Origin of the sequence: Saccharospirillum alexandrii (genome assembly GCF_004000275.1) — a bacterium.
Lineage (GTDB): Bacteria > Pseudomonadota > Gammaproteobacteria > Pseudomonadales > Natronospirillaceae > Saccharospirillum > Saccharospirillum alexandrii.
The window spans coordinates 33,625-56,014 of record NZ_RCIP01000004.1; the positions used below are offsets into that span (position 1 = coordinate 33,625).

The window sequence follows — 22,390 nt, forward strand, 5'->3', positions numbered from 1 at the left end:
TAACGAGCCTTTTTTCAGGAGAACAGGATGAAACTTGAAGACATTCGACGCGATTATCTGCGCGGCGGACTGAACCGGGAAGATCTCGACGCCAACCCCCTGGCGCAGTTCGAGCACTGGATGAGCCAGGCTGTCGAAGCCGACCTGAATTCAGACCCGACCGCCATGGTGTTGGCCACCGTAGATGCCAGTGGTCAGCCGAGTCAGCGTGTCGTTCTGTTAAAAGGGTTAACCGAAGAGGGCTTCGTCTTTTACACCAATTACGACAGCCACAAAGGCCGCGACCTGGCTGCGAACCCCAAGGCCAGCCTGCACTTCCCATGGTTACCGCTCGAACGCCAGGTGATTGTGTATGGGGAAGCCGAAAAACTCAGCGAATCGGACTCTGAAGCTTATTTCCACTCCCGCCCCCGGGCCAGCCAGATCGGCGCCTGGACCAGCCACCAGAGCCAGAGCATCGCATCCCGTGAAGCACTCGATAACGCCTATCAGGAAATGACCAACCGTTTTGGGCAGGACGAGATACCGCTTCCCTCCTTTTGGGGTGGCTACCGGGTCGTGCCGCAACGTATTGAGTTCTGGCAGGGCCGAAGCGGAAGGCTGCATGATCGCTTTATGTATCGGCGCGAAGGTCATGTCTGGACCGTGCAGCGTTTGCAGCCCTGAGGCTTTGAGCGATGACCCTGGGGTCGGTAACACTTTCGTACAACCTGCCTTCCACAGGGTAACACTCTGCTTAACCGGATCTCACCGTGCGCCTGGCCACAATTCCAGTTAGCATCCGGGGAACAACTATCCAATTTGAAGAATCTGTATGCTGACCTATGCCGCCTACCTCGAAGTCGATGACCTGATCGACCTGCAACACCCCAAATCCGACCCTGAAGAACACGATGAAATGTTGTTCATCATCATTCACCAAACCTACGAGCTCTGGTTCAAACAAGTCCGACATGAACTTGGGTTCTTAACGGAAAGGCTGGATGAAGGTGCTTTGCCACGGGCCAGTCATACGTTGAAGCGTATTCTGAAAATTTTCAAAACGCTGGTGTCTCAAATCGACATTCTGGAAACCATGACACCGCTTGAGTTTGAAAGTTTTCGCAGCCGGCTCGACACCGCCAGCGGCTTTCAAAGCTATCAGTTTCGGGCGATCGAATTTGCACTGGGCTACAAACGACCGCAGCCACTGACCTTTCAACCGGAAGGCAGTGTCGGCAGAGCGATGCTGGAAGACGCCTACCACAATCGGTCCCTGTGGCAAGTGTTTATGCAATTACTGGCGCGCCGGGGTTATACAATTCCCGAGGCGGTCACCCAACCGGAACCGACGGCTGCAACCGCGGCCAATGCCCAGGTACAGGAAGCGTTGCTGACGATTTACCAAACGGACCACGAACTGGCATCACTGTGCGAGCTGCTGGTGGACCTCGATGAAGGGTTACAGGAGTGGCGCTACCGGCACGTCAAGATGGTCCAGCGCACCATCGGCGCCAAAATGGGCAGCGGCGGCTCAAGCGGTGCCGAGTATCTGATGAACACTCTGTTCAAGCCGGTCTTCCCGGATCTGTGGGAGATCCGTGCCCGGATCGGGGCACCCGCGTAAGGGTTGCTACGTCAGGGCAACGCCTTATAAAGCTCGGTCAGAAAGTCATTCAATGCGGCGGACCCGTCAGGTGTCATTAGCCAGGCGAGTGCCGCCAGGTTCAGTATAACGGTTACCCAGAACACGCGGCGGAAAGCCGCTTTTTGCGTCTTGTGGCGGAACCGGTGCTGGGCGATGCGTGCACCCGGCCAGCCACCGAACAACGCCAACAGGTGCAGACTGTTTTCGGCGATGCGCCAGCGGCCCGTCTGTGCGGCCTCTTTGTCCAGCGCGTAGGCGGCATAGCACAGCAGACTCATGACCAGATAGACCGAGACCAGGGTTCTGGGCACCATGTCATTCGAATAGGCGATGGCAAGCGCAACCATGAAGGCTGCAGCGCCATAAACGGTTAGGGGCGTGGTGCGCCGATGTGTTGACGTATCCGTCATGGCTCTCTCATTCCGGTCAGTTTTTTGGCAGTTTTGTTCGTCAAAATTCAGATTCACTGTAAAGGTTGGGGTTTGTGAGAAGCCACCTTAGAGGTTAATTGCCCAAGTATACCGGGTTTGTGACCGGCTGGTGCACCGGACGAACTGTCCACTGTATCGACAGTGACACTTGGCGTAAGTGAATTTCGATATTCCCTGGGCTATTCTGTCCGGCCAAGTGTCACTAAGAGGAAGCCGGTGCACCTGCCGACTCTCATTGTTATCACTCTGATCTTGAATGCCCTGCTCGGCTTGCTGATGGTGGTCATTTACGATCTGAGTAAGCGCAAACCGTGCTTTCTGTACTGGGCGCTGTCGTGCCTGGTGTTCTCGCTCGGTATTGCGCTGGCCAGTGCCCGAGTGAGCATCAACTTGCCGGTCGTGACTTATGGGCTGGCCAATCTGATGTTACTGGCAGCCCCTATCCTCGCCATTCTGGGCATTCGGGACTTCATTGGGGCGGATGCTCCACTGCAAATGACCCGAACAAGATCCCTGGTTCTCTTTCTGCTAGCCAGTCTGCTGCTGGGCGCAAGCTACCCGGACAAAGCCGTGTTCAGCGCGATGACATCGCTGCTGATGGCAGGGTGTTTTGCCATTGGCGCCTTGTGGATTCGCCAGCTTCCCGTGCGCAACACCACGCCGCGCCTCTTATTGCTTACCCTCTACGTTGCTCATACCGTCGTGATGCTGATGCTGGCTGGTTTATCGCTGAGCGCTGCTCCGGAAGCAGGCAGCGGCAATCGCGGCTGGGTGTATGAGCTGGTGCTCGCCAGCCACATTCTGTTGACCACCGGCACCGCCATGCTGTTCCCATTACTCGTTTACGTTGCAACCGAGCAACGACTGAAGCGACTGGCCAACCAGGATGAACTGACCGAGCTGTTCAATCGACGTGCGTTTTTCAACCTCTCCGATGGCTTGTTCAACGACTCGGTGCGTGTTGGCACGGACTTTAGTGTGTTGATGGTTGATCTCGATTATTTCAAAAAGGTGAACGATCAGTGGGGCCATGCGGTTGGCGACCAATGCCTGCAACTGGCCGCCCGAACCCTGCAAACGCAACTGCGCGAACAAGACATACTCGCCCGCCTGGGCGGTGAGGAGTTTGCCGTCACACTGCCCGGCATCGATGCACAGGAAGCCGAAGACATCGCCCAGCGCCTGTGCCGGTGCCTGGCCCACAAGCCGCTAATGGTCAATGGCCAGGCCATTCAGATCACCGCCAGTGTAGGCGGTATACAACGGCACAATGGCCACACCAATGTTCAGGGCATGCTGGTACAGGCCGATCACGCCCTGTACAGCGCCAAATCGAAAGGGCGCAACAAGGTGATCTTTCACCACCCGGTTCAGGCGTCCGGCCCCACCCAAGGGGCACCGGCTTAACAGTCGACCACGCGCAAACCCGACGTCAACGCTGTCACGCTTTGCCGACGGAATGTGGCAGGCCAGTTGCCGCGCCATGAGTGTTAGGGCAGGTGGACAACGCTCAGTCGAGCGATCGCTGATCAACTGCATTTGTGATCCATGTCTTAGTGCCCGATGACTACTGGGAATGGCTTCGTCACAGGGCATTTTTTCCCAAACACTTTGGGTATACTCCAAAATTCGACTCACACTCAAGGATTGTTGAGATGAAAGGATCTGTTGTGTCGCGCTGGTCCGGCGCGGCGTTGTTGTGGTTGCTGGCGCTGGCGTTTTCCCAGCCTGCACTGGCTGAGTTTTATGTTTCGTCGGTGTTTGAATCCCAGTATGAGGGTGCGCCGGCGTTAACGCTGAGATTCACCGATGCGCTCGATCCGCAGACAGACCTGGAGGCGTTCGTCACTGTACAGCCGGCCCCGGTCGACGGCAGTTACTGGATCAGCAATGACGGCGGCGTCAGCTGGACGTTGCCCTTTGTTGAACCCAGCACTACCTATCAGATCCGCATTACCGGCAAACCGCGTTCGGTTAGCGATCAGCGCCTGACCACGGAGACAGTGATCGCCGATGCGGCCGTCAACCGTCAGTCAGACCAGTGGCGGATCACCACCCGGCCCATGGTCGCCTCCGCCAGCTTTGCCAGCCAGGGTGAGTTTCTGGTTGGGGATATTCAGAACGGCCTGCCAGTCACGGTAGTTAACCAAAGCGAAGTCGAACTGGACGTATTCCGCGTTCGCGACGACCGGCTCGAAGCCTTTCTGGCCTATACATTTTATTCCGGTCGCACCTATTACTCGACGCTCAATGAGCTCGATGCCTACGCCGACCTGGCGCACACCGGTCGCTACCCGGTAGACCCGCGCAGCAACACCCGCACCAGCGTTAACCTGAACCTCGACCCGGTGCTCGACGAGCATGACAGTGGCTTCTTTGTGGCGGTGTTGCGCCAGCCCGGCGACTACGATTACCAGTTTGATACCCGCTTTTTCACGCTGTCGGACATCGGCCTGCATACCCGTGTTTATGGCCGTGAAATTCAGGTGCAACTGAACGCCATAAGCAACGGTACGCCGTTGGAAGACGTTGAGCTCACCTATTACTGGCACGAGCAGAACCGATCCGGCTACACCCAGGTGGCCCGCACCGATGAACTGGGCCAGCACCGCCTGGAAACCAATGACCGGCCCCGACTGATCGTTGCCCGCCAGGGCAACCAGACCAGTTATGTTCGCCTCGATCGAGCGGCGCTGGATTTATCAGCCTACAGCAACGTCACTGAGCGCCACCGCGAACAGCAAAGCTTTCTCTACGGCCCGCGGGATCTGTACCGGCCCGGTGAAACGGTGAACATCAACATGCTGCGTCGCGACTACGACGGCCAGCCCATCGCCAACCCGTCACTGGAGGCGCATCTCTACGACGCCCGAGGCCGTAAGATCGAAGAGACGGTCTGGCGCGCTGGTCCCTCTGGTCTGTATCAACACAGCGTAACGCTCCCGGACGATGCCGCCACCGGCACCTGGCAGTGGATCGTCGAGCCCGATCGTGCCGTGCAGCGCGAAATTTACAGCTTTCAGGTCGAAACTTTTCTGCCGGAACGAATGACCCTGTCGTTCTTCCCGGGCAGTACCGAACGCATGCCGCGCCTGAACGAATTGCCAGCGGGCATTCCCGTTCAAGGTGACTATCTCTACGGCGCGCCAGCGGCGGGCAATGAAGTAGACGCCCTGGCTACGGTGCGCCCAACCACCCGAGTGTTTGAAGACTGGCCAAATCTCACCGTCGGCGATGCCCGCCAGAGCCTGGACAACGATACCCTAAGCCTGACGGCCATCACCCTGGACGAAACCGGTGCCGGGCTGCTGACCCTGCCCGATGCCTGGAGCAACATTGACGTACCCCTGGCGTTCAATATCGCCGGTAGCCTGTATGAAAGCGGCGGCCGACCCGTCACCCGCAACCAGCAACTGATTCTGATGCCGCCGTTGGAGACTCTGGTGGGCATTGAACCGCTGTTCCGGGACCGCCCCGCCGCAAACGCCGATGTCAGCGTTAAAGTCTTTGCGCTGTCGAAAGACGGCGACGCCATCGATGGCGAAGTGAAAGTTCAGCTGTTTCGCGATCATCGCGAATATTACTGGTGGTTCGACGACGATAGTGGCTGGAGCTGGCGTTACGATGCCAACCGATACGTCACCGAGTCGCGCACCATTGCCGTCACAGAAGAGGGGGCCGAGGTGCAGTTGCCGGTGCAGTGGGGCGACTATGAGTTGCACGTGACCCATGCCGATGGCGCTCGTTCAGTGCACTACTTCCGCACCCAATACAGCGGCTACAGCGATGCCGACTCCTCCGTCGTACGGCCCGATCAAATTCCGTTGACGCTGGATCAGGACGCCTATGAGCCAGGCGAAACCGCCACATTGCGCTTAGTCGCACCGGCGGCTGGTCGTGCGTTGATTAACGTCGAAAGCCAGGCGGGCGTCCTGTATTCAACGCATCAGGACATCGAGGCGGGTGAATCCGAAATCACACTGCCGACTGAGACCCACTGGAACCGGCACGACCTCTATGTCTCGGTGATGGTCCTGACCCCGGCTGATCAAGTGACGGAAGTCGCCCCGAAACGCACGCTGGGGCTGGTCCATCTGCCGATGCAGCGTCCGGATCGTGAATTTGAGATTGAGGTCAGCGCACCGGACCGGGTTGAGCCAAACCGGCCGATTACCGCTCGATTGAGCATTGAGAATGCTGAAGCTTATTCGGACCAGCGGCTCTACGCGACCGTCGCCCTGGTCGATATGGGCGTGCTCAACATCACCCGGTTTGAACGCCCGCAGCCGGAACAGTTTTTCTTCTCACCGCGCCGGTTCGAGGCCCAGTATCAGGATGTGTACCACCGCATCATCAACAACCTCGGGCTCGACATGGTGCGCCAACGCTTCGGCGGGGGGTTTGCCGAGAGTGACGATGCGCTGTCGCGCGGTGGTGAAGAACCGAAAAGCGATGTGCGCATTCTGTCTTACTTGTCGGAACCCATTGAATTCGTCGATGGCGAAGCTGAGGTCAGTTTCGACTTGCCGGACTTCAATGGCCGGGTGAAGTGGATGGTCGTCGCCTGGGGCGAACGCAGTTTCGGCAGCACCGAGGCTGAGACCGAGGTCGCTGACCGGCTGGTGGTCGAAGCCGCATTGCCACGTTTTATGGCCTTTGGCGATCAGAGCACGCTGGCCCTGGATGTGCACAATCTTTCCGGTGCCGACCAAACGCTGGCGCTGAACGTTGCCATCGGCGGCGCTATCAGCGCCACCGAGCCTGGTGACAGCCTGACGTTAAAAGACGGCGAAAAAACCACGCTGCGTATTCCACTGGAAGCCGGGTACGAGACCGGCACCGGCGACATAGCCGTGCGCCTCAGTAACGGCGACGACCTCGACATCAACCGCCGCTGGTCACTCGGCGTACGCAGCGCCCATCCCTGGCAGACCCGCTACGAGCGTACACGCATTGAGCCTAATACCCTGTGGCAGCCGGCACCACGCACTGATGACCTGATTGCCTCGACCGTTCAGGCCCAGTTGACGCTGTCGAACCGGCCCGCCATCGATTTCGCCGAACACCTGCGCTCGTTATTGCATTACCCCTATGGCTGCCTGGAGCAAACCATCAGCTCAACCTACCCCTGGCTGCTGATCGACCCGCAACTGGCGCAAGACCTGGGGCTGATTCAGGCGCTGGAGAGTCGGTTCGAAGAACCCTATACCGAGGCCTTCCGCCGCACCCAGATTGAAACCGGCCTTGCCCGCACCCTGGCAAAGCAGAAAGATTCTGGCCTCTTTGGCTACTGGGACTCGGGTTCCGTTGAATCCCACTGGGGTACCGTTTATGCAGCAGACCTGCTGATCGATGCCCGCCGTTTGGGTATACCGGTTGATAACAGCCGACTCGAACGCACCCTGACCACGCTGCAGGGGCTGTTGCGTGGTTCGCTGGGGGTGACCGGCTGGAGCGATGACCCGGCCTATCAGCAGTTCGCCGTCCGCGCCTATGCGGCCGAGGTGCTGGCGAAAGCCGGGCAGGGCTCGCTGAGTGACGTGCGCCGGCTCTATGACCAGGCACTGGAGCGCGACTATGACCAGTCCGGCCTGGGCTGGATGCAACTGGCCGTCGCCCTGCAAACCGAAGGCGATACCCAGCGCGCCGCGGTCGCAGCGGAAAAAGGCATTACCGTCGAACGCAGCCGCCATCGTTATTACAGCGACTACGGCAGCCCGCTGCGCGACGCCGCCCTGACTCTGGCACTGGCCCTTGAGCACGGCTTCGACGCCGGTGATTTGTGGCAACAGGTGCCCGACCTGCTGCAAGAAAAGCAGTGGTTCAGCACCCAGGAGCGCATTGCCCTGGCCAAGCTGGCGTTGCAGTTCTCGGCCAGCCCGGAACCCTGGCAAGCCACCCTGAAGCTCGATGCGCTGGATCAGCGGCTCGACCGGAAAGGGGCCTTCAACACCCTGATCGATGCCGACCAATTAGCCAGCCTGCGCGGCATTGAAGCCAGCGACGAGGCGATCTTCGCCAATCTGGTCTACAACGGTGCACCGCTCGAAGCGCCTGAACCCTATGCGCAAACATTGCGAGTAGAGCGCGACACCTATGATATTCAGGGTGAACCGCTCGACATCACCGAGCCACTGACCACGGGCGACCTGGTGATCGTACGGCTATCGGTGAGCAGCGAGGCCCGGGTGCCGGAAGCCTTGCTGGTCGATCTGCTGCCGGCGGGGCTGGAGATTGAAAACCAGAACCTGGCCAACGCCAGCGTCAATCTCGATGATATTCGCATCGAAGGGGATTCGGTCGGTGAGTATTTCCGCAACCGCATCGCCTATGAAGAGGTTCGTGATGACCGCTATGTCGCGGCGCTCGATGTGAACGAATGGCAGGGCCAGGTGCTGTATTACCTGGCGCGGGCGGTCACACCGGGTGAATACGCCATTCCAGGCGCCTATGTCGAAGACATGTACCGGCCGGATATCCAGAGCCTGGGTCGCTCGCCCGGCCGTCTGGTGGTTCTGCCCCGCTGATGCTCGGGTTGGCCCGGCTCCGGCGACGCCGTTGGGTTATCGCACTGGCGATACCCGGCGTGCTTGTCGGGCTGACCCTGCTCATCTTACTGGTGATTGACCGTCTGGCCCCGGTGGACCTGACCCCCCGGCCCGGCAGCCAGGTGGTCACAACGGAGCATGACCAGTTGTTGCGCGCCTTTGCCGATGCGGAGGGCGTCTGGCGTTACCCGGTCACACTGGCCGAGGTATCGCCTTATTACCTGGAAGCCCTGATCGGCTACGAAGACCGATTCTTTTACCATCACCCCGGCGTTAACCCGTTCGCGCTGATTCGCGCTGTGGGCCAGGCGCTCTGGCATGGCGAGGTGGTTTCCGGCGGCTCAACGCTGACCATGCAGGTCGCCCGGCTGCGCTACCCGGAACCCCGAACGCTGACCGGCAAGCTCAAGGAAATGGTGCGCGCGCTGCAGCTTGACTGGCATTACAGCAAGGCCGAGATCCTCACCTATTACCTGAACCACGCGCCCTTCGGCGGCACACTTGAAGGCGTGCAAGCGGCCTCCCTGTCTTACCTTGGGTATCCGGCGCAGGATCTAACCCGAGCCCAGGCGGCGCTGCTCGCCGTACTGCCACAGGCACCCAGCCGATACCGGCCCGACCGACACCCGGAACGTGCGGAGGCGGCCCGAAACAAACTGATGCAGCGCCTGGCGGATCAGGATATCTGGTCGCCCGAGGCCGTGGCCGATGCTCGGGAAGAGCGTGTCATTGCCGTGCCGATTCAGCGTTATCAGACCGCGCCTTTACTGGCGCGCCGGCTGGTCGAGACTGCCACAACGAACACCGTGCCAAAACTGACTCACCGCACCGCCTTGAACCTCGACTGGCAACGCCAGGTCGAAGCACTGGTGCCGGCCTATGTGCAGGCGATTGATCGCCACGTCTCGGCTGCGGTGATGATTATGGACAACCGCACCGGCCTGGTTCGAACCTACGTCGGCTCGGCGGATTTTACCGACCCGGCCCGGGCCGCCCACGTCGATATGGTATCGGCGATTCGCTCACCCGGCTCGACACTGAAACCCTTTATTTACGGGCAGGCGTTGGACCTTGGGCTGGTGCACAGCGCCAGCCTGTTGCTCGATGTGCCGCTGCGCTTTGGTGATTACCGGCCAGTGAACTTTACCGGTGGTTTCAGCGGCCCGGTGTCGCTGGCCAGTGCTCTGCAACAGAGCCTGAACCTGCCCGCGGTGCAGGTGCTGGAGCAGATTGGCCCGGCGCGGTTTTATCTGGCCTTGCAGCAAGCCGGTGGCGAGCTCCAGTTGCCAGCCAACGCGCGCCCCAGTCTCGCCGTTGCGCTGGGCGGCGTCGGCACCTCACTGGAGAGTCTGGTGCGGTTGTATTCTGCGCTGGGCCGAGAGGGCCAGACGATCATGCCGCGTCTGAGCCCGGATGATCCTCGCGTTCAGAGCCCGCTGATGTCTGCCGGTGCGGCCTGGATCATCCGTCGCACCCTGCTGGATGCCGACAATGCCTTGCCCGGGCTTGCCGTTAAAACTGGCACCAGCTATGGCAATCGGGACAGCTGGGCGCTGGCGGTCAGCCAGCATCACACCCTGGGCGTCTGGGTGGGGCAACCGGATGGCTCGGCGCTGCCCAGCCACTTTGGTCGCCAGACCGCCGTGCCGCTACTGGCCCGGGTCGCGGCCATGATCGGCGACAGCCCGGCGTTGCCCGCCAAACCCGCCAGCGTGACCCGCGAAACCGTTTGTTGGCCCAGCGGTCGACCTGAAAACGAGGCGTTGTGTGACCAGCCCCAGGAAGCCTGGGTGCTGGACGGCACCTTTCCCAGCACCTGGATGCACAGCCGCGATGCCGGCCTGAACTTCAACCGGCCCGTCACCCCCCTGAACCTCAACCCCGAATCCGGCTTGCAGGTGCCACTGGGCTGCGACCTGCCAGCCGCTCGAACGCACGTCGCACTGTGGCCAGCGCCCGTGCAAGGCTGGCTACGGCCCGACTGGCGCAGCCGCGAACGCCTGCCCGGTTTCGACCCGCGCTGCCCGCCGCAATTGGTCCCGGTGGCCCAGCAACCACTGGCGCTGAAAGGCGCATCCGATGGCTCCCGCCTGATGGTCGAACCAGGCCAGGATATCGATCTGTCACTCTGGGCCGAGGGCGGCCAACCCCCGTTTCACTGGTACCTGAACGGCGAACAACTTACCACTGAGGAGCCCGAGTTGGATCTGGCCCTGGTACCGCTACACCGCTATCAGATCGTGCTGGTTGACCAAAGCGGCCAGAGCGACCGGATTCAGATACAGACTCGGGTGCGGTAGGGAGCCCGGGGGCTCCTGAGTTAGCCCACGACCACTTTACGGTCGGAAGTACGCCTCGCAATGTGACCAATAGCTCGGGCATTCGGTAGTTGGCCGAGAAAGGCTTCCGCCTGATCCGGGTCGAGAGCGACCAGCAAGCCGCCTGAAGTCTGCGGATCAATCAGCAACGCAATATCAGCTTCACTAACAGACTCAAGCCCACTGCATTCCAGCGTGTAGGGCAATAATTGAGGGTGCAAACTGGAGCGAAAGCCGTGCTCCAACAGGTCGCGAGCACCGGGCAGGGCGGGAAGGGCGTTCAAGTTAAGGTGAGCTTCAAAGTCGTCGCCCGTAACCATCTCCAGCAAATGGCCCAGCAGACCAAAACCGGTGACGTCAGTAACGGCGTGCGGTTCCAGTCTTTGCAGTGCTTCCCAGGCGGCTTTCTGGCTGACCAGCATGCTCTCCCAGGCCGCAGCAACGGCTCTAGCTGGGGCCTGGGCGGCGGCATCCGACGCCCAGATCACGCCAGTACCGAGCGGCTTGGTCAGAATCAGTACATCGCCGGGTTGCGCCCCGGTTTTGCGCCAGAGGCACGCCGGGTCGACTTCGCCGTTGGCGACGACCGCAACGTGGGTTTCCGCACCTTCGGTGCTGTGGCCACCGGCCAGGGCTACCTGCTGGTCATTCAATGACTGATGAATGCCGCGCATCAGCCTCTGGAAATCCGCCTTGTGCAAACGGGGGTGGGCGTGAGCCAGGTTGATCCAGACCTGGGCCGAGACCGGCTGCGCGCCCATGGCGTACAAATCGCTCAGGGCGTGATTCACACAGACCTGGCCGAAGCGATAGAGGTCATCACTGAAGCTGCGAAAACCATCGAGGCTTTGCACCTGGGTCAGGCCCGGTGTCGGTTGCCACAGGCTGGCGTCTTCGGCGGCTTCCAGGGCCGGGGTCAGCCCGGGTTTGTTCAAGCGCGGCAAAGCGCTAAGCGTATCGTGCAAAATTGCCGGGCCCAGTTTGCTGCCGCAACCGGCGCAGTGCATCTCGCCCTCTGTTTCGTTGGGCATAGGCGCCATCATCTTCGGCGTACCCAACGCCTGGAACTTATCCATAAAGGCACGGTCTATCCGGTCTTTCCAGCGCCAGACCCAGGCACCGCTGGCGACGAACAGGCCCCGGTGACCAACCGCCTGGCGGTCACCCAGCGACAACAGAGACAGAAACCGTCGTTGCAGCCGCGCCGGTTGCATAGGCTGGCTGGCGAACGCAAGTTTCAGGTTTTGATACAGAATCGGCGCCTGGCGCACGGCATAGACACCGGCCTTTGGCCGGGGGTCGAACACCATGTCGGCGACATCGCCGGCGGCAAATACGTCCGGGTGTGAGGTGCTTTGCAAGTAGCGATTAACGGCGATAAAGCCGGCTGAGGTCACGTCCAGACCGCTCCGGCTGAGAAACTCCGGACCGGCCGCCCGGGTGCACCAGACCGTCTGGTCGAGCGACAAGGCGTTGCCATTGGCCGCCACCAGACCGTTTTTCTTCACCGCGCTGACGTTAAAGTTGGAGTGGCAGACGACGCCGTGCCGCTGCAATGCCCGCTCAGCCGCAAGGACTGAACGGCGCGGGTAGCCGCTCAGTATGTGATCGCCGGGGTAAACCAGATGCAGCTGAACGCGACGATCCGCGCCCAGGCGGTATGCCATGGCCAGCACCAGTTCAACCCCACCGGCACCGGCGCCGACGACGCCCCAGTGCTGAGTTTCGGTACTGCGTTCCAGGTCATGGCGGTCGAGCAGTTGCTGCCATTTGGCATAGAACCGGCTGACGGGCTTCACCCCGACCGCAAAGCTACGCGCGCCGGGCAAACTCAAATCGGGCGTTGAGCCGGTGTCGAATGAGACCTTATCGTAAGACACTGTCGGCTGTTGCTCTACAGACAGGGTTTTGGCTGAAGGGTTAACACCGGTCACCCGGCCCTGAATAAAGCGAATACCGGCCCAGCGGCACAACCGGTTTAAGTCGATGTGGACCTCATCTGGCCGGTAATGCCCGGCGACTAGACCTGGCAACATGCCGGAGTATGGCGTCAGCGTCGATTCCGACACCAGCGTCACCCGAACCCCCGGTATCGGCTTCATCGCCAGAGTGCAAATCATCAGAGCATGGGTGTGGCCGCCACCGACCAGTACCAGATCGCGTTCAAACATGGCGCTGGTGTTCCAGCCAGTCGAGCACGGCACGGGCATCACCACGGAACACAACCTGGTCAGCCCGGCCGCTCAATTGATACTGATACATGGGGTCGTAATAATCCGTCAGCAGGGTTTCAATTATGCGGTTAAAACCACCGGGGTCGCGTTGCCGGGCCATGGCATCCACCGCCTCTGGCACCGCCTGTTGCAGTTGCTCATGGCGCAGACCGCCCAGGCGTTTACGGATGCGACGCAGGTTCTGGCTCACGTAGTCACCGAGCAGGGGCCAGGGGTTGTCCGGCGCTTGCTGGCTGAAATGCTGCAGCGCGTGGTTCACATAGTCATCTAACAACCGGTCAACACGCTCCTGCATCGGCGCTTCCAGAGCGATGACCGGAGATTCCTGCATGCGCTGGTGCAACTCGGGGATCAGATGAATGCGACCGATCAGATGCGCTTCGTCTTCTACCAACACAGGCGCATCGCCATGGACATCCAGACGCGCCCAATCCAGCGAAATCTGATTTTCCCAGTCAATCTGCGCCGGCTGAGGCACGAAGGTCGCACCAAAAGCGCTGCCGCGATGCCCGGCACGGCCTTCCAGATCCAGACTGACCGGCCAGTCATGAATTACCTCGGTTTTTCCACTGCCAGTCGGCCCCGCCAGTACTTGCAAACTCCGGGTTGCCAGACGTTCTTCAAACGCATCAATGAGAACGCGGCGCAGCGCCTTGTACCCACCGCGCACCAGCGGGTAGTGAATGCCCGCTTCGCGCAGCCAGGCCTGTGTGGTGTTGGAACGCAAACCACCCCTAAAACAATAGAGATAACCATTCGGATGCTGCCGGGCAAACGTCGCCCAGGCATCAAGACGCTCGGCACGAATGTCGGGCGTCGCCAATTCCAGACCCAGTTCAATGGCCGCGTCCTGCCCCGCCTCTTTATACCGGGTACCAATGGCAGCCCGCTGATCATCATCCAGAATCGGCACATTAACTGCGCCAGGAATGGCACCATGTTCAAATTCAACAGGGGCGCGCACATCCATAAACGGTGTCTGGTCGAGCAGCAGATCCAGGCTGGCGTCAATGTCGTCGCGGTGGGGGTCGCGCACGGCGGACCTCTAGGCAAGAATGGCAGGACGCGATTATGCGGTTCGGTATGCTCTCAGGCAACCTGTGGTTCGGTTGTCTACTGCGGCTGGAGTCGGCTCGGCAGTATTTTGTGCCAGTGGTTCGTGTCGACCACCGGGTAGTCCTGTTTGGGGAAGTCCGTAGCATGGACTAAAACGCCGGGAGCGTTTTAGCATGAGCGCAGCGAGCCCGAAGGGTGAATCCCATGGAGGGGATTCATATCCTACGGTCTAGGCCCCATGGAAGGGTTCACGCCGACCCCAAACAGGACTACCCGGTTGCCTGCACGAACTCATGGCAATGGAGCGAGAGCAACTGTCAACCTCGGGGTGAGAGAACAGGTGTTGGTTTTATTTATAAATCAAGGTGTTAGCGTGTTGTAAGTGGCCTTGAAATGCTTGCGGCTTTGGCTAATGATGCGTGCTTCCCGTTTCGCTTCACCGAGTCATCGTCTTATGATCAGCATCGAACATCGTATTGCCCAGGAACTTCAGGTCGCCGACGCCCAGGTTAAGGCGGCTGTGGCCCTTTTGGATGAAGGCGCTACTGTGCCTTTTATCAGTCGTTACCGTAAAGAAGTGACCGGTGGACTGGACGACACCCAACTGCGAAATCTTGAAGACCGGTTGCGCTACCTGCGCGAACTGGAAGACCGGCGTGCGGCGATTCTGTCCAGCATCGAAGAGCAGGGCAAGCTGACCGATAGCCTGAGTCGCGATATTAAAGCCGCCGCGACCAAGACAGAGCTTGAAGACCTGTATCTACCGTACAAACAGAAGCGCCGTACCAAAGGTCAGATTGCTATTGAAGCCGGGCTGGAGCCTCTGGCTGATGCTTTGTTCAATGACCCGACCTTAGACCCCGCCAGCGAGGCAGAATCTTGCTTGAATGCCGATGCGGGCTTTGCCGACACCAAAGCCGTGCTCGATGGGGCGCGCTATATTCTGATGGAGCGTTTCGCCGAAGACGCCGGGCTGATCGGCAAATTGCGTGAATACCTCTGGCAGCATGGCGAGATGCAGGCGCGGGTGATCGACGGCAAGCAGAGCGAAGCCGCCAAATTTCAGGATTACTTCGAGCACAACGAAGCCATCAAAAAGGTGCCCAGCCATCGGGCCCTGGCCATGTTTCGGGGTCGCAACGAAGGCTTTTTACAGCTCTCACTGGTGTTGGCGGGCGAAGAGCCGCGCAGCACCAGCCAGGGAGAAATCATTGTCGCCGAGCATTTCAACATCACAGACAATGGCCGCGCCGCCGATGCCTGGCTGGGCGAGGTGGTGCGCTGGACCTGGCGGGTGAAGTTGCTGACCCACATAGAAACCGACCTGTTTAACCGGGTGCGTGAATCAGCCGAAAAAGCCGCGATTGATGTGTTCGCCAAGAACCTGAAAGACCTGCTGCTTGCCGCACCGGCTGGCCCCAAAGCGACCATTGGCCTGGACCCGGGCTTGCGTACCGGGGTGAAAGTCGCGGTGGTTGATGCCACTGGTAAGGTGCTCGATCACGGCGCTATGTTCCCGACACCGCCGCAGAACAAGATCCGCGAAGCCGAGCAAATGCTGGTGTCGCTGTGCAAAAAACACAACGTTGAGCTGATCGCCATCGGAAACGGCACCGCCAGCCGTGAGACCGAACGCTTCGTGAAAGCTGTGCTGAAATCGCACCCGGACATCAACGCCCAGGCGTTGTTAGTGAATGAATCCGGTGCTTCCATTTACTCGGCCTCTGAATTTGCCGCGCGTGAATTTCCGGACCTGGACGTGACCATTCGCGGCGCGATCTCCATTGCCCGGCGCCTGCAGGACCCGCTGGCAGAACTGGTGAAAATTGAACCCAAGTCAATCGGTGTCGGCCAGTACCAGCACGACGTTTCCCAACTGGCGCTCGCACGTCAGTTGGATGCCGTCGTGGAAGACTGCGTGAACGGCGTGGGTGTCGATCTCAATACCGCATCAGCCCCCTTGCTGAGCCGGGTATCGGGTCTGAACAGCACCATTGCCAATAACATCGTCGCGCATCGTGATGCCGCAGGCGCGTTTAAGAATCGCAAACAGCTGAAAGACGTCAGTCGATTGGGCCCGAAAGCGTTCGAGCAGGCGGCGGGGTTTTTGAAAGTCATGAACGGCGACAACCCGCTCGACGGCTCAGCGGTGCACCCGGAATCCTACTCAGTGGTGGAGCGCATCGTCGCCGATACCGGCCGCGATGTAAGCGCTCTGATCGGCGACAGCCGTTTCATCCGATCACTCAAGGCCGAGCAGTACGTTGACGATACCTTTGGTTTGCCAACCATCACCGACATTCTGCAGGAACTGGAAAAACCTGGCCGCGATCCACGCCCTGAGTTCGAGACCGCCGAATTCCAGGATGGCGTTGAAACCATCAAGGACCTGCGCCAGAACATGGTGCTGGAAGGCGTGGTGACCAACGTGACTCACTTCGGTGCCTTTGTTGACGTCGGCGTGCATCAGGATGGCCTGGTCCACATCTCGGCGATGAGCCATCAGTTTATCGACGACCCGTCGAAGCTGGTTAAGGCGGGTGACATTGTTAAGGTCAAAGTCATGGACGTCGATGTGGCCCGCAACCGGATCGCCTTGTCCATGCGGCTGGACGATGAAGCCCAACCGGCAGACCGTGACCAGAACACCGGCAGCAACAACCGCCGCAACTCGGCGCCGCGTCGGGATAGAAACCCGGGCTCAGCAGCGCCGGCCGGTCAAACGGCCATGGCGTCGCTGCTGCAGGAAGCGATGAAGAAAAAAGGCGGTCGATTGTAATCGACGTCGTGGCAGGGCCTGCTAAAGTGTTGCTTGAACTTTATCAGCCTGCCCCAACTCAGGGTGCCTTGGGTGCTTGCGCCACCGTGACTGTTTTTTGAGGATGTTTCTTTGCCAACGCTGACTCGCCTGGGCCATCTGGCCGATCTGAACCCCGACTGGTTGCGCTTTAATCGCGGTATCGAACGGGAAACCCTGCGCGTTGACGGTGAAGGCCACCTGGCTCAAACACCGCACCCGAAAGGTCTGGGGTCTGCATTGACGCACCCGTCAATCACCACCGATTACTCCGAATCACTGCTCGAGTTTATTACCTCGGTTCATAATCGGCCCGAAGCCGCGCTGGATGAACTGGCGCGTTTGCACCGGTTCACCTACACGCAATTACCGAACGAGCAGCTCTGGCCGTCGAGCATGCCCTCAGCGTTGCCGGCTGAAACCGAGATCCCCATTGCCCAGTATGGCAGCAGCCACGTTGGCCGGTTAAAAACCGTCTATCGTCATGGCCTGTGGCACCGCTATGGCCGGGTGATGCAGACCATCGCCGGTGTGCATTACAACTGGTCGATGCCCACAGAATTCTGGCAGGACTGGGCGCAACGGTCTGGCTGGGAAGGCGACCTGCAACGGTTTATCAACGAAGAATACTTTGGCCTGATTCGTGGTTTTCGGCGCCATTCCTGGTTGCTGCTCTATCTGTTCGGTGCTTCACCGGCCATCGACCGCAGCTTTGGTCACAAGGGGCATACCGAATTGCTACCGTTGGGCGACGACACCCTGTACTCCCCATATGCCACGACGCTGCGTATGAGTGATATGGGCTACTCCAACAATGCCCAAAGCAGTTTGTATGTGTGCTTCAACAGCTTGCAAACCTATTCCGAAACCCTCACCGACGCTATTCACACGCCCTATCCGGCCTATCAGGCATTGGGTACCAAGGTTGGGGAGGATTACCGGCAAATCAGCGCCAATGTACTGCAAATTGAAAACGAATATTACAGCGACCTGCGCCCCAAACGGGTGGCGAACAGCGGTGAAAAACCCATTCGCGCACTGAACGAGCGGGGCGTGGAATACATTGAAGTGCGGTGCCTGGATATCGACCCCTTCACCCCCCTGGGTGTCGATACCGACCGCATGGTGTTTGTCGACCTGTTCCTGTTCTGGTGTCTGGTCCAGGATAACGGCCTGGTTCCCAAGGAAGAGTGCTTCAAGCTGCGCGAGAACAACCTCAATGTGGCGGCCTTTGGTCGCGACCCAGAGTTGAAGCTGAACATTCAGGGCAAATCCGTACGCCTAAAGGACCAGGGACACAACGTATTGCGCTCCTTGTCTGAGCTTGCGGTGGAAATGGATGCCCTGCTCGGCGGTGATCGGTATCAGCAAGCCGTGGCGAAGCAACTGGCTAAAATAGACGATGTATCACTGACGCCCTCAGCCCGGTTCCTGGAACAGATCAAACAACAGGGGTCCTTCCGCCAGACCGCACTGGCCCTGGCAGAACAACATCGCCAGCGCCTCGCCCCTGAGGCCCTGACGGCAGACGATCAGCAAGCCCTTACCAGCGCAGCGCAGCGCAGCCTGGACGAACAAAGCCAGATAGAAGCCACGGATCAGGGCAGTTTCGACGACTTCCTAACATCGTATTTGCGGCAGTAGTTCAAGCTTTTAGTGTTAACCAATCGACCTGAATAGTGTGACATGGTTCTCATAATCAATCTTTATTGCTGAAAGTGTGAACCAACTTCCGGTTAAGATAGCGGATCATCGTATGATGTTCGGATCGATCACAGGGAGACAGGGTCTTTGGAAACCATGCACTGGACGCTGGAAACACTGAACAAGGCCTACCAACAAGGCTACATGACGGGCCTGACGGGCCAGGGGGCAGATTCATCCCCCTATGAGAATGATGTTCTGATCGCAGCCTGGGAAGCCGGCTGGGATGATGGGTTTCAGCGCCATAAAGGCGTAAAGCCCAGTGCCGATGCCAGCTTTCTGTCGTCCAACAAACGCGCCTGACCGACCTTCGACGATCTAGCCTGTGCCTGCACGGCACCGCGAAATACCCGCCTTTTCCCCAATCGTCCCCGTTAGCCCTGAATGACAAATGCTGTAAACAAGACCCGGTCAACCTGTGGGGCGCCGGTTTCCTGTTCCATATATCCCTGAATCTGCTCCAGCAGTTGGGTTTGCAGCTCCGAACGGCCCGTGGTTGAGGTCAGTGTCTCCCGGTCCTGAGCGCTGATCAGCATAATGATTTCATGACGAATTGCATCGGAGTGAGTACTTACCTCCAGCGCGGCCTTGCCGTCGGGTACCAGTAAACTGATACTGGCCTGCAGATAACGCAACCGCGACCCTTCCCCGTAATTAATGGTAAAGCTCGGCTCCAGCTCAACGTAGGTCGGTCCCGTGGCAACGGCATCTTCCGCGCCGGCCGGCAAGGACAAGCAAAAACACAGCATGCCCGCCAACGACAGCAGGTGGAACGGTTTAACAATGTGGCTCAATGGCAACAAACAGCACCCCTTCCGAAATCAGACAACCGGTCAGTCTGGACCAACAGCAACTCAGTATAGCCACCCCAGTCGACATAATGCCATTTGTGCACTGGAACAGACTGATGCAGCCCGTGTCTTAACGATCTAATACAGTCACTATCGACCGCACAGCCGGAACATTAAGGCCAGAATAAAACACGGAGCCTTCTCGGCCTGACACTCAAGAAACCGCCGTGTTGACAGACGTGCACTGCCTACCCCGAGTGGGTATTGTCTGGGAGCTTTACTCAGGCTGTTGTTGTCCCGAATCCACCGCTGGCCTATAGTTTGTGGTCTGACATAAGTGGCCAGATGTTGGGAGCCCCGGCGCCCGGCATTCGTTTATCAGAGCCAATTGATGAGCTGTTGCCGCTAAACACCTTACGGTTGAATGGAGTTACCCATGCTCGAGAATTGCAAAACAGCCCGGGAGCGGTGGGGGGGAACCCACCAGATGATCGACCGCTGGCTCGGCCAGCGCCAGGAAACTCTGGTTCGCTATTTCGACATTTCCTCGGATACCGCAGCCGATCAGCAAAGCACCCTGTTACAGTCATTCTGTGAATCGCTGATGGATTACGTCTCGGCCGGTCACTTCGAGATCTACGAGCAACTGGTGCGTGAAGCCAGGGAATTCGACGACGGCGGCATTGAACTGGCCCGCAAGCTCTACCCCCGGGTAGAGGCGACGACTCAGGTCATTGTCGATTTCAACGATAAATACGACACCCACGATCACACCAATCAGCATGTCAGTGACCTGCCGGCCGACCTGTCCAAGCTGGGTGAAGCCATGACCGAGCGCTTCGAAATGGAAGATCAGATGATCGAGCGGCTGCACAATATTCACAAAGAGCAGGTCGCCTGAGTGATTGCCGCACGACCCAATCGCCACTGAGCCGGGCGACCGCCATGGCTGAGTCTGCCCCGCGAACCCAACACTGGCACCGCCCCTTGCGGGCGTTGTCATCCGCCTCAGCTCGAAAGCTGACAATTACGGCACTGTTGGCACTGGCGCTGGGCGGCTGTTTTCCGCAAAACCCCGACGATCAATTTGAACTGGCGACCCGGGGTGCCTATCACGGTACCCTGACACCCAATGCCAATGGCGCGGTCATCGGTTCCATTCATCACGGTGGCAGCTTCTGGTCGTTGCACCCGCCCGCTCGCCAGTTCAACTGGAACCACGATCCGGACGGGTACACCGAAGTGCTGTACACCGATGTCTCCGCCGATGGCCAGCGTGCCCTGACTGCCGACTACAACAACCTGGCCCTGTGGAATACCCGCACTGGCGAGCCGGTGTGGTATTGGACCGCACCGGCGCGCATCCAGGCGGTCGACCTGTCGGCCGACGGCAGCCTCGCACTGCTGGGGCTGAGTAACAATCAGGCCGTGTTGTTTGATGCCGTCAACGGTGGCGTGTTGCGCAACTTCGATCACGAAGGGCCGGTCATCAGTGTCTCGTTATCCGATGATGCCCGCTTCGCGTTGACCGGTTCGGAAGACCTGACCGCACGATTGTGGAGCGTGACCGACGACCAGCGCTTGCAAACCTTCACCCTGCCCAATCAGGTCAAACTGGTCAAACTGACCGGCGATGCCAGGCTGGCATTGCTGGCCCCGGCCGATGAACCCGCCCAACTCTGGAACCTGACAACCGGTGAACAGATCAGTGAACTGGCCACCGGCGACGTTCGCATTTACAGCGCTCGCTTTGAGTCGGCCGGTCGGTTATTGATCGGCACCACCCAGCGTCGCATACTGCAGTTTAGTATCGAATCCGGTGAGCGAACGGGTTTGTGGCAAATCGGCAGCTTCTGGGGTAGCACCTACCAAAGTGCCACGGTACTTGATATGAGATGGCGTAATGAACGACTATGGGCACTGGGATCAGACGGCTACCTCTACGCATTCTGAGCCCAGCCGGTTGCATGGCGATGGCCTGCTACTGAATTCAAACCCCGAACAACACCGGGTGAGTTGTTAGCTTTTCTCCCGAAATCAATGACTTGAACCTCATTGATATGGCCGCGGCCACTCAAACACCAGAGCATGGTTTAATCAGCAGTAGGGTAGCGTAACAGGATGTCGTTTTATCCCTCGGATGAAAACAAAAATACAGCGCGGGTTATTTCAGCCCCTCAGCCCACTCGCCTGCTAATCGCCAATGCCAAAGGCGGCAGTGGCAAAACCACGATTGCGACCAATCTGTCGAGCCTTTTTGCCAACCGTAACGAAACCGCCGTGCTGATCGATTACGACCCACAAGGCTCCGCTACGCAATGGCTGCAATCACGCCAGCCCGACCGGGCCCGCATTCACGGTGTGGCGGCCTACCGCAACGCCAATGCTCAGGTCACGCGCTCATTTCATTTGCGCAACATCCCGCCAGATACGTCCAAGGTCATCATCGACACACCCTCAGGCCTGACCGGGTCGCTGCTCAATGAGCTGGTGCGTGAGTGCGACATCATTATTATTCCGGTCACACCGTCGCCGATAGACATTCGGGCAACAACGCTGTTCATCAAAGACCTGTTGTTGTGTCCGGTCTTTCGTACTTCGCCCAAGCGGGTTGCCGTTGTCGCCAACCGGGCGCGCAAGAACACCCTGGTGTATTCAAAGCTGGAACTGTTTCTGCGCAGCCTGAAAATACCCTTCATCACCACCTTCCGCGACACCCAGTTTTATGTGCGCGCATCCGAGTATGGGCTGGGCCTATTCGACCTGGACAACGCCCAGAATAATGACTTGCTCGACTGGCAGGCTTTGATCGACTGGATCGACAGCTAAACCGGTTTGCCACCCAATCGCTGCCCGCAACCAGCCGGTTAAACCCCGAATCCTT

At 59.1% G+C, this 22,390-nt stretch carries 15 protein-coding genes; 11 read left to right on the plus strand and 4 right to left on the minus strand.

The window, feature by feature from the left end:
- Nucleotides 1-27 precede the first annotated feature (27 nt).
- Together pdxH and EP166_RS16010 are read left to right on the plus strand one after the other, a co-directional pair.
- Nucleotides 28-666, plus strand: coding sequence for a pyridoxamine 5'-phosphate oxidase (pdxH, locus tag EP166_RS16005; protein WP_127558939.1), 639 nt, complete (start codon nucleotides 28-30; stop codon nucleotides 664-666).
- A gap of 148 nt (nucleotides 667-814) precedes the next feature.
- On the plus strand, nucleotides 815-1,606 hold the full coding sequence (locus EP166_RS16010) for a tryptophan 2,3-dioxygenase (RefSeq protein ID WP_127558941.1): 792 nt from the start codon (nucleotides 815-817) through the stop codon (nucleotides 1,604-1,606).
- Between the two features lie 11 nt (nucleotides 1,607-1,617).
- Here EP166_RS16010 and EP166_RS16015 read toward each other — a convergent pair whose 3' ends face one another.
- Nucleotides 1,618-2,037: a DUF1294 domain-containing protein gene (locus tag EP166_RS16015; RefSeq protein ID WP_127558943.1), complete on the minus strand. Its 420-nt coding sequence runs from the start codon at nucleotides 2,035-2,037 to the stop codon at nucleotides 1,618-1,620.
- Between the two features lie 237 nt (nucleotides 2,038-2,274).
- Between EP166_RS16015 and EP166_RS16020 the strand changes: the two genes are divergently transcribed.
- The 3 genes from EP166_RS16020 to pbpC all read left to right on the plus strand — a co-directional run bounded on the left by EP166_RS16020 (nucleotide 2,275) and on the right by pbpC (nucleotide 10,906).
- On the plus strand, nucleotides 2,275-3,465 hold the full coding sequence (locus tag EP166_RS16020) for a sensor domain-containing diguanylate cyclase (protein WP_127558945.1): 1,191 nt from the start codon (nucleotides 2,275-2,277) through the stop codon (nucleotides 3,463-3,465).
- 248 nt (nucleotides 3,466-3,713) lie between these two features.
- Nucleotides 3,714-8,585, plus strand: a complete 4,872-nt coding sequence (locus EP166_RS16025; protein ID WP_127558947.1) for an alpha-2-macroglobulin family protein — start codon at nucleotides 3,714-3,716, stop codon at nucleotides 8,583-8,585.
- Nucleotides 8,585-10,906, plus strand: coding sequence for a penicillin-binding protein 1C (gene pbpC, locus EP166_RS16030; RefSeq protein WP_127558949.1), 2,322 nt, complete (start codon nucleotides 8,585-8,587; stop codon nucleotides 10,904-10,906). Before EP166_RS16025 ends, pbpC begins: the two co-directional genes overlap by 1 nt.
- Before the next feature lie 20 nt (nucleotides 10,907-10,926).
- On the opposite strand, the gene selD is transcribed toward pbpC, so the two are convergent.
- Complete coding sequence (gene selD, locus EP166_RS16035) at nucleotides 10,927-13,128, minus strand: selenide, water dikinase SelD (protein ID WP_164743981.1); 2,202 nt, start codon at nucleotides 13,126-13,128, stop codon at nucleotides 10,927-10,929.
- Nucleotides 13,088-14,194, minus strand: coding sequence for a tRNA 2-selenouridine(34) synthase MnmH (mnmH, locus tag EP166_RS16040; RefSeq protein ID WP_246026325.1), 1,107 nt, complete (start codon nucleotides 14,192-14,194; stop codon nucleotides 13,088-13,090). Before mnmH ends, selD begins: the two co-directional genes overlap by 41 nt.
- Before the next feature lie 474 nt (nucleotides 14,195-14,668).
- Here mnmH and EP166_RS16045 point away from each other — a divergent pair, with 474 nt between their 5' ends.
- From EP166_RS16045 to rmf, 3 genes are all read left to right on the plus strand, one after another.
- Nucleotides 14,669-16,993, plus strand: coding sequence for a Tex family protein (locus tag EP166_RS16045; protein WP_127558953.1), 2,325 nt, complete (start codon nucleotides 14,669-14,671; stop codon nucleotides 16,991-16,993).
- Nucleotides 16,994-17,104: 111 nt separating this feature from the next.
- A complete protein-coding gene (gshA, locus tag EP166_RS16050; protein ID WP_246026326.1) occupies nucleotides 17,105-18,655 on the plus strand; it encodes a glutamate--cysteine ligase in 1,551 nt (516 codons plus the stop codon).
- Between the two features lie 156 nt (nucleotides 18,656-18,811).
- Complete coding sequence (gene rmf / locus EP166_RS16055) at nucleotides 18,812-19,018, plus strand: ribosome modulation factor (protein WP_127559527.1); 207 nt, start codon at nucleotides 18,812-18,814, stop codon at nucleotides 19,016-19,018.
- Between the two features lie 71 nt (nucleotides 19,019-19,089).
- Here rmf and EP166_RS16060 read toward each other — a convergent pair whose 3' ends face one another.
- Nucleotides 19,090-19,518, minus strand: coding sequence for a flagellar basal body-associated FliL family protein (locus tag EP166_RS16060; RefSeq protein ID WP_127558957.1), 429 nt, complete (start codon nucleotides 19,516-19,518; stop codon nucleotides 19,090-19,092).
- Between the two features lie 424 nt (nucleotides 19,519-19,942).
- On the opposite strand from EP166_RS16060, the gene rsd reads away from it, so the two are divergent.
- The 3 genes from rsd (at nucleotide 19,943) to EP166_RS16075 (ending at nucleotide 22,335) form a co-directional block, all read left to right on the plus strand.
- A complete protein-coding gene (rsd, locus tag EP166_RS16065) occupies nucleotides 19,943-20,407 on the plus strand; it encodes a sigma D regulator (RefSeq protein ID WP_127558959.1) in 465 nt (154 codons plus the stop codon).
- A 44-nt stretch (nucleotides 20,408-20,451) separates the two neighbouring features.
- Nucleotides 20,452-21,459 carry a WD40 repeat domain-containing protein gene (locus EP166_RS16070; protein WP_127558961.1) on the plus strand — a complete coding sequence of 336 codons (1,008 nt, stop codon included), beginning with the start codon at nucleotides 20,452-20,454 and terminating at the stop codon, nucleotides 21,457-21,459.
- Nucleotides 21,460-21,627: 168 nt separating this feature from the next.
- Nucleotides 21,628-22,335 carry a ParA family protein gene (locus EP166_RS16075; RefSeq protein ID WP_127558963.1) on the plus strand — a complete coding sequence of 236 codons (708 nt, stop codon included), beginning with the start codon at nucleotides 21,628-21,630 and terminating at the stop codon, nucleotides 22,333-22,335.
- Nucleotides 22,336-22,390 lie beyond the last annotated feature (55 nt).

Bases quoted from the DNA above. Each gene is read 5' to 3' on its own strand.
- pdxH (WP_127558939.1), top strand. From the start codon at position 28: ATGAAACTTGAAGACATTCGACGCGATTATCTGCGCGGCGGACTGAAC.
- EP166_RS16010 (WP_127558941.1), top strand. From the start codon at position 815: ATGCTGACCTATGCCGCCTACCTCGAAGTCGATGACCTGATCGACCTG.
- EP166_RS16015 (WP_127558943.1), bottom strand. From the start codon at position 2,037: ATGACGGATACGTCAACACATCGGCGCACCACGCCCCTAACCGTTTAT.
- EP166_RS16025 (WP_127558947.1), top strand. From the start codon at position 3,714: ATGAAAGGATCTGTTGTGTCGCGCTGGTCCGGCGCGGCGTTGTTGTGG.
- pbpC (WP_127558949.1), top strand. From the start codon at position 8,585: ATGCTCGGGTTGGCCCGGCTCCGGCGACGCCGTTGGGTTATCGCACTG.
- EP166_RS16045 (WP_127558953.1), top strand. From the start codon at position 14,669: ATGATCAGCATCGAACATCGTATTGCCCAGGAACTTCAGGTCGCCGAC.
- rmf (WP_127559527.1), top strand. From the start codon at position 18,812: ATGCACTGGACGCTGGAAACACTGAACAAGGCCTACCAACAAGGCTAC.
- rsd (WP_127558959.1), top strand. From the start codon at position 19,943: ATGCTCGAGAATTGCAAAACAGCCCGGGAGCGGTGGGGGGGAACCCAC.
- EP166_RS16070 (WP_127558961.1), top strand. From the start codon at position 20,452: ATGGCTGAGTCTGCCCCGCGAACCCAACACTGGCACCGCCCCTTGCGG.
- EP166_RS16075 (WP_127558963.1), top strand. From the start codon at position 21,628: ATGTCGTTTTATCCCTCGGATGAAAACAAAAATACAGCGCGGGTTATT.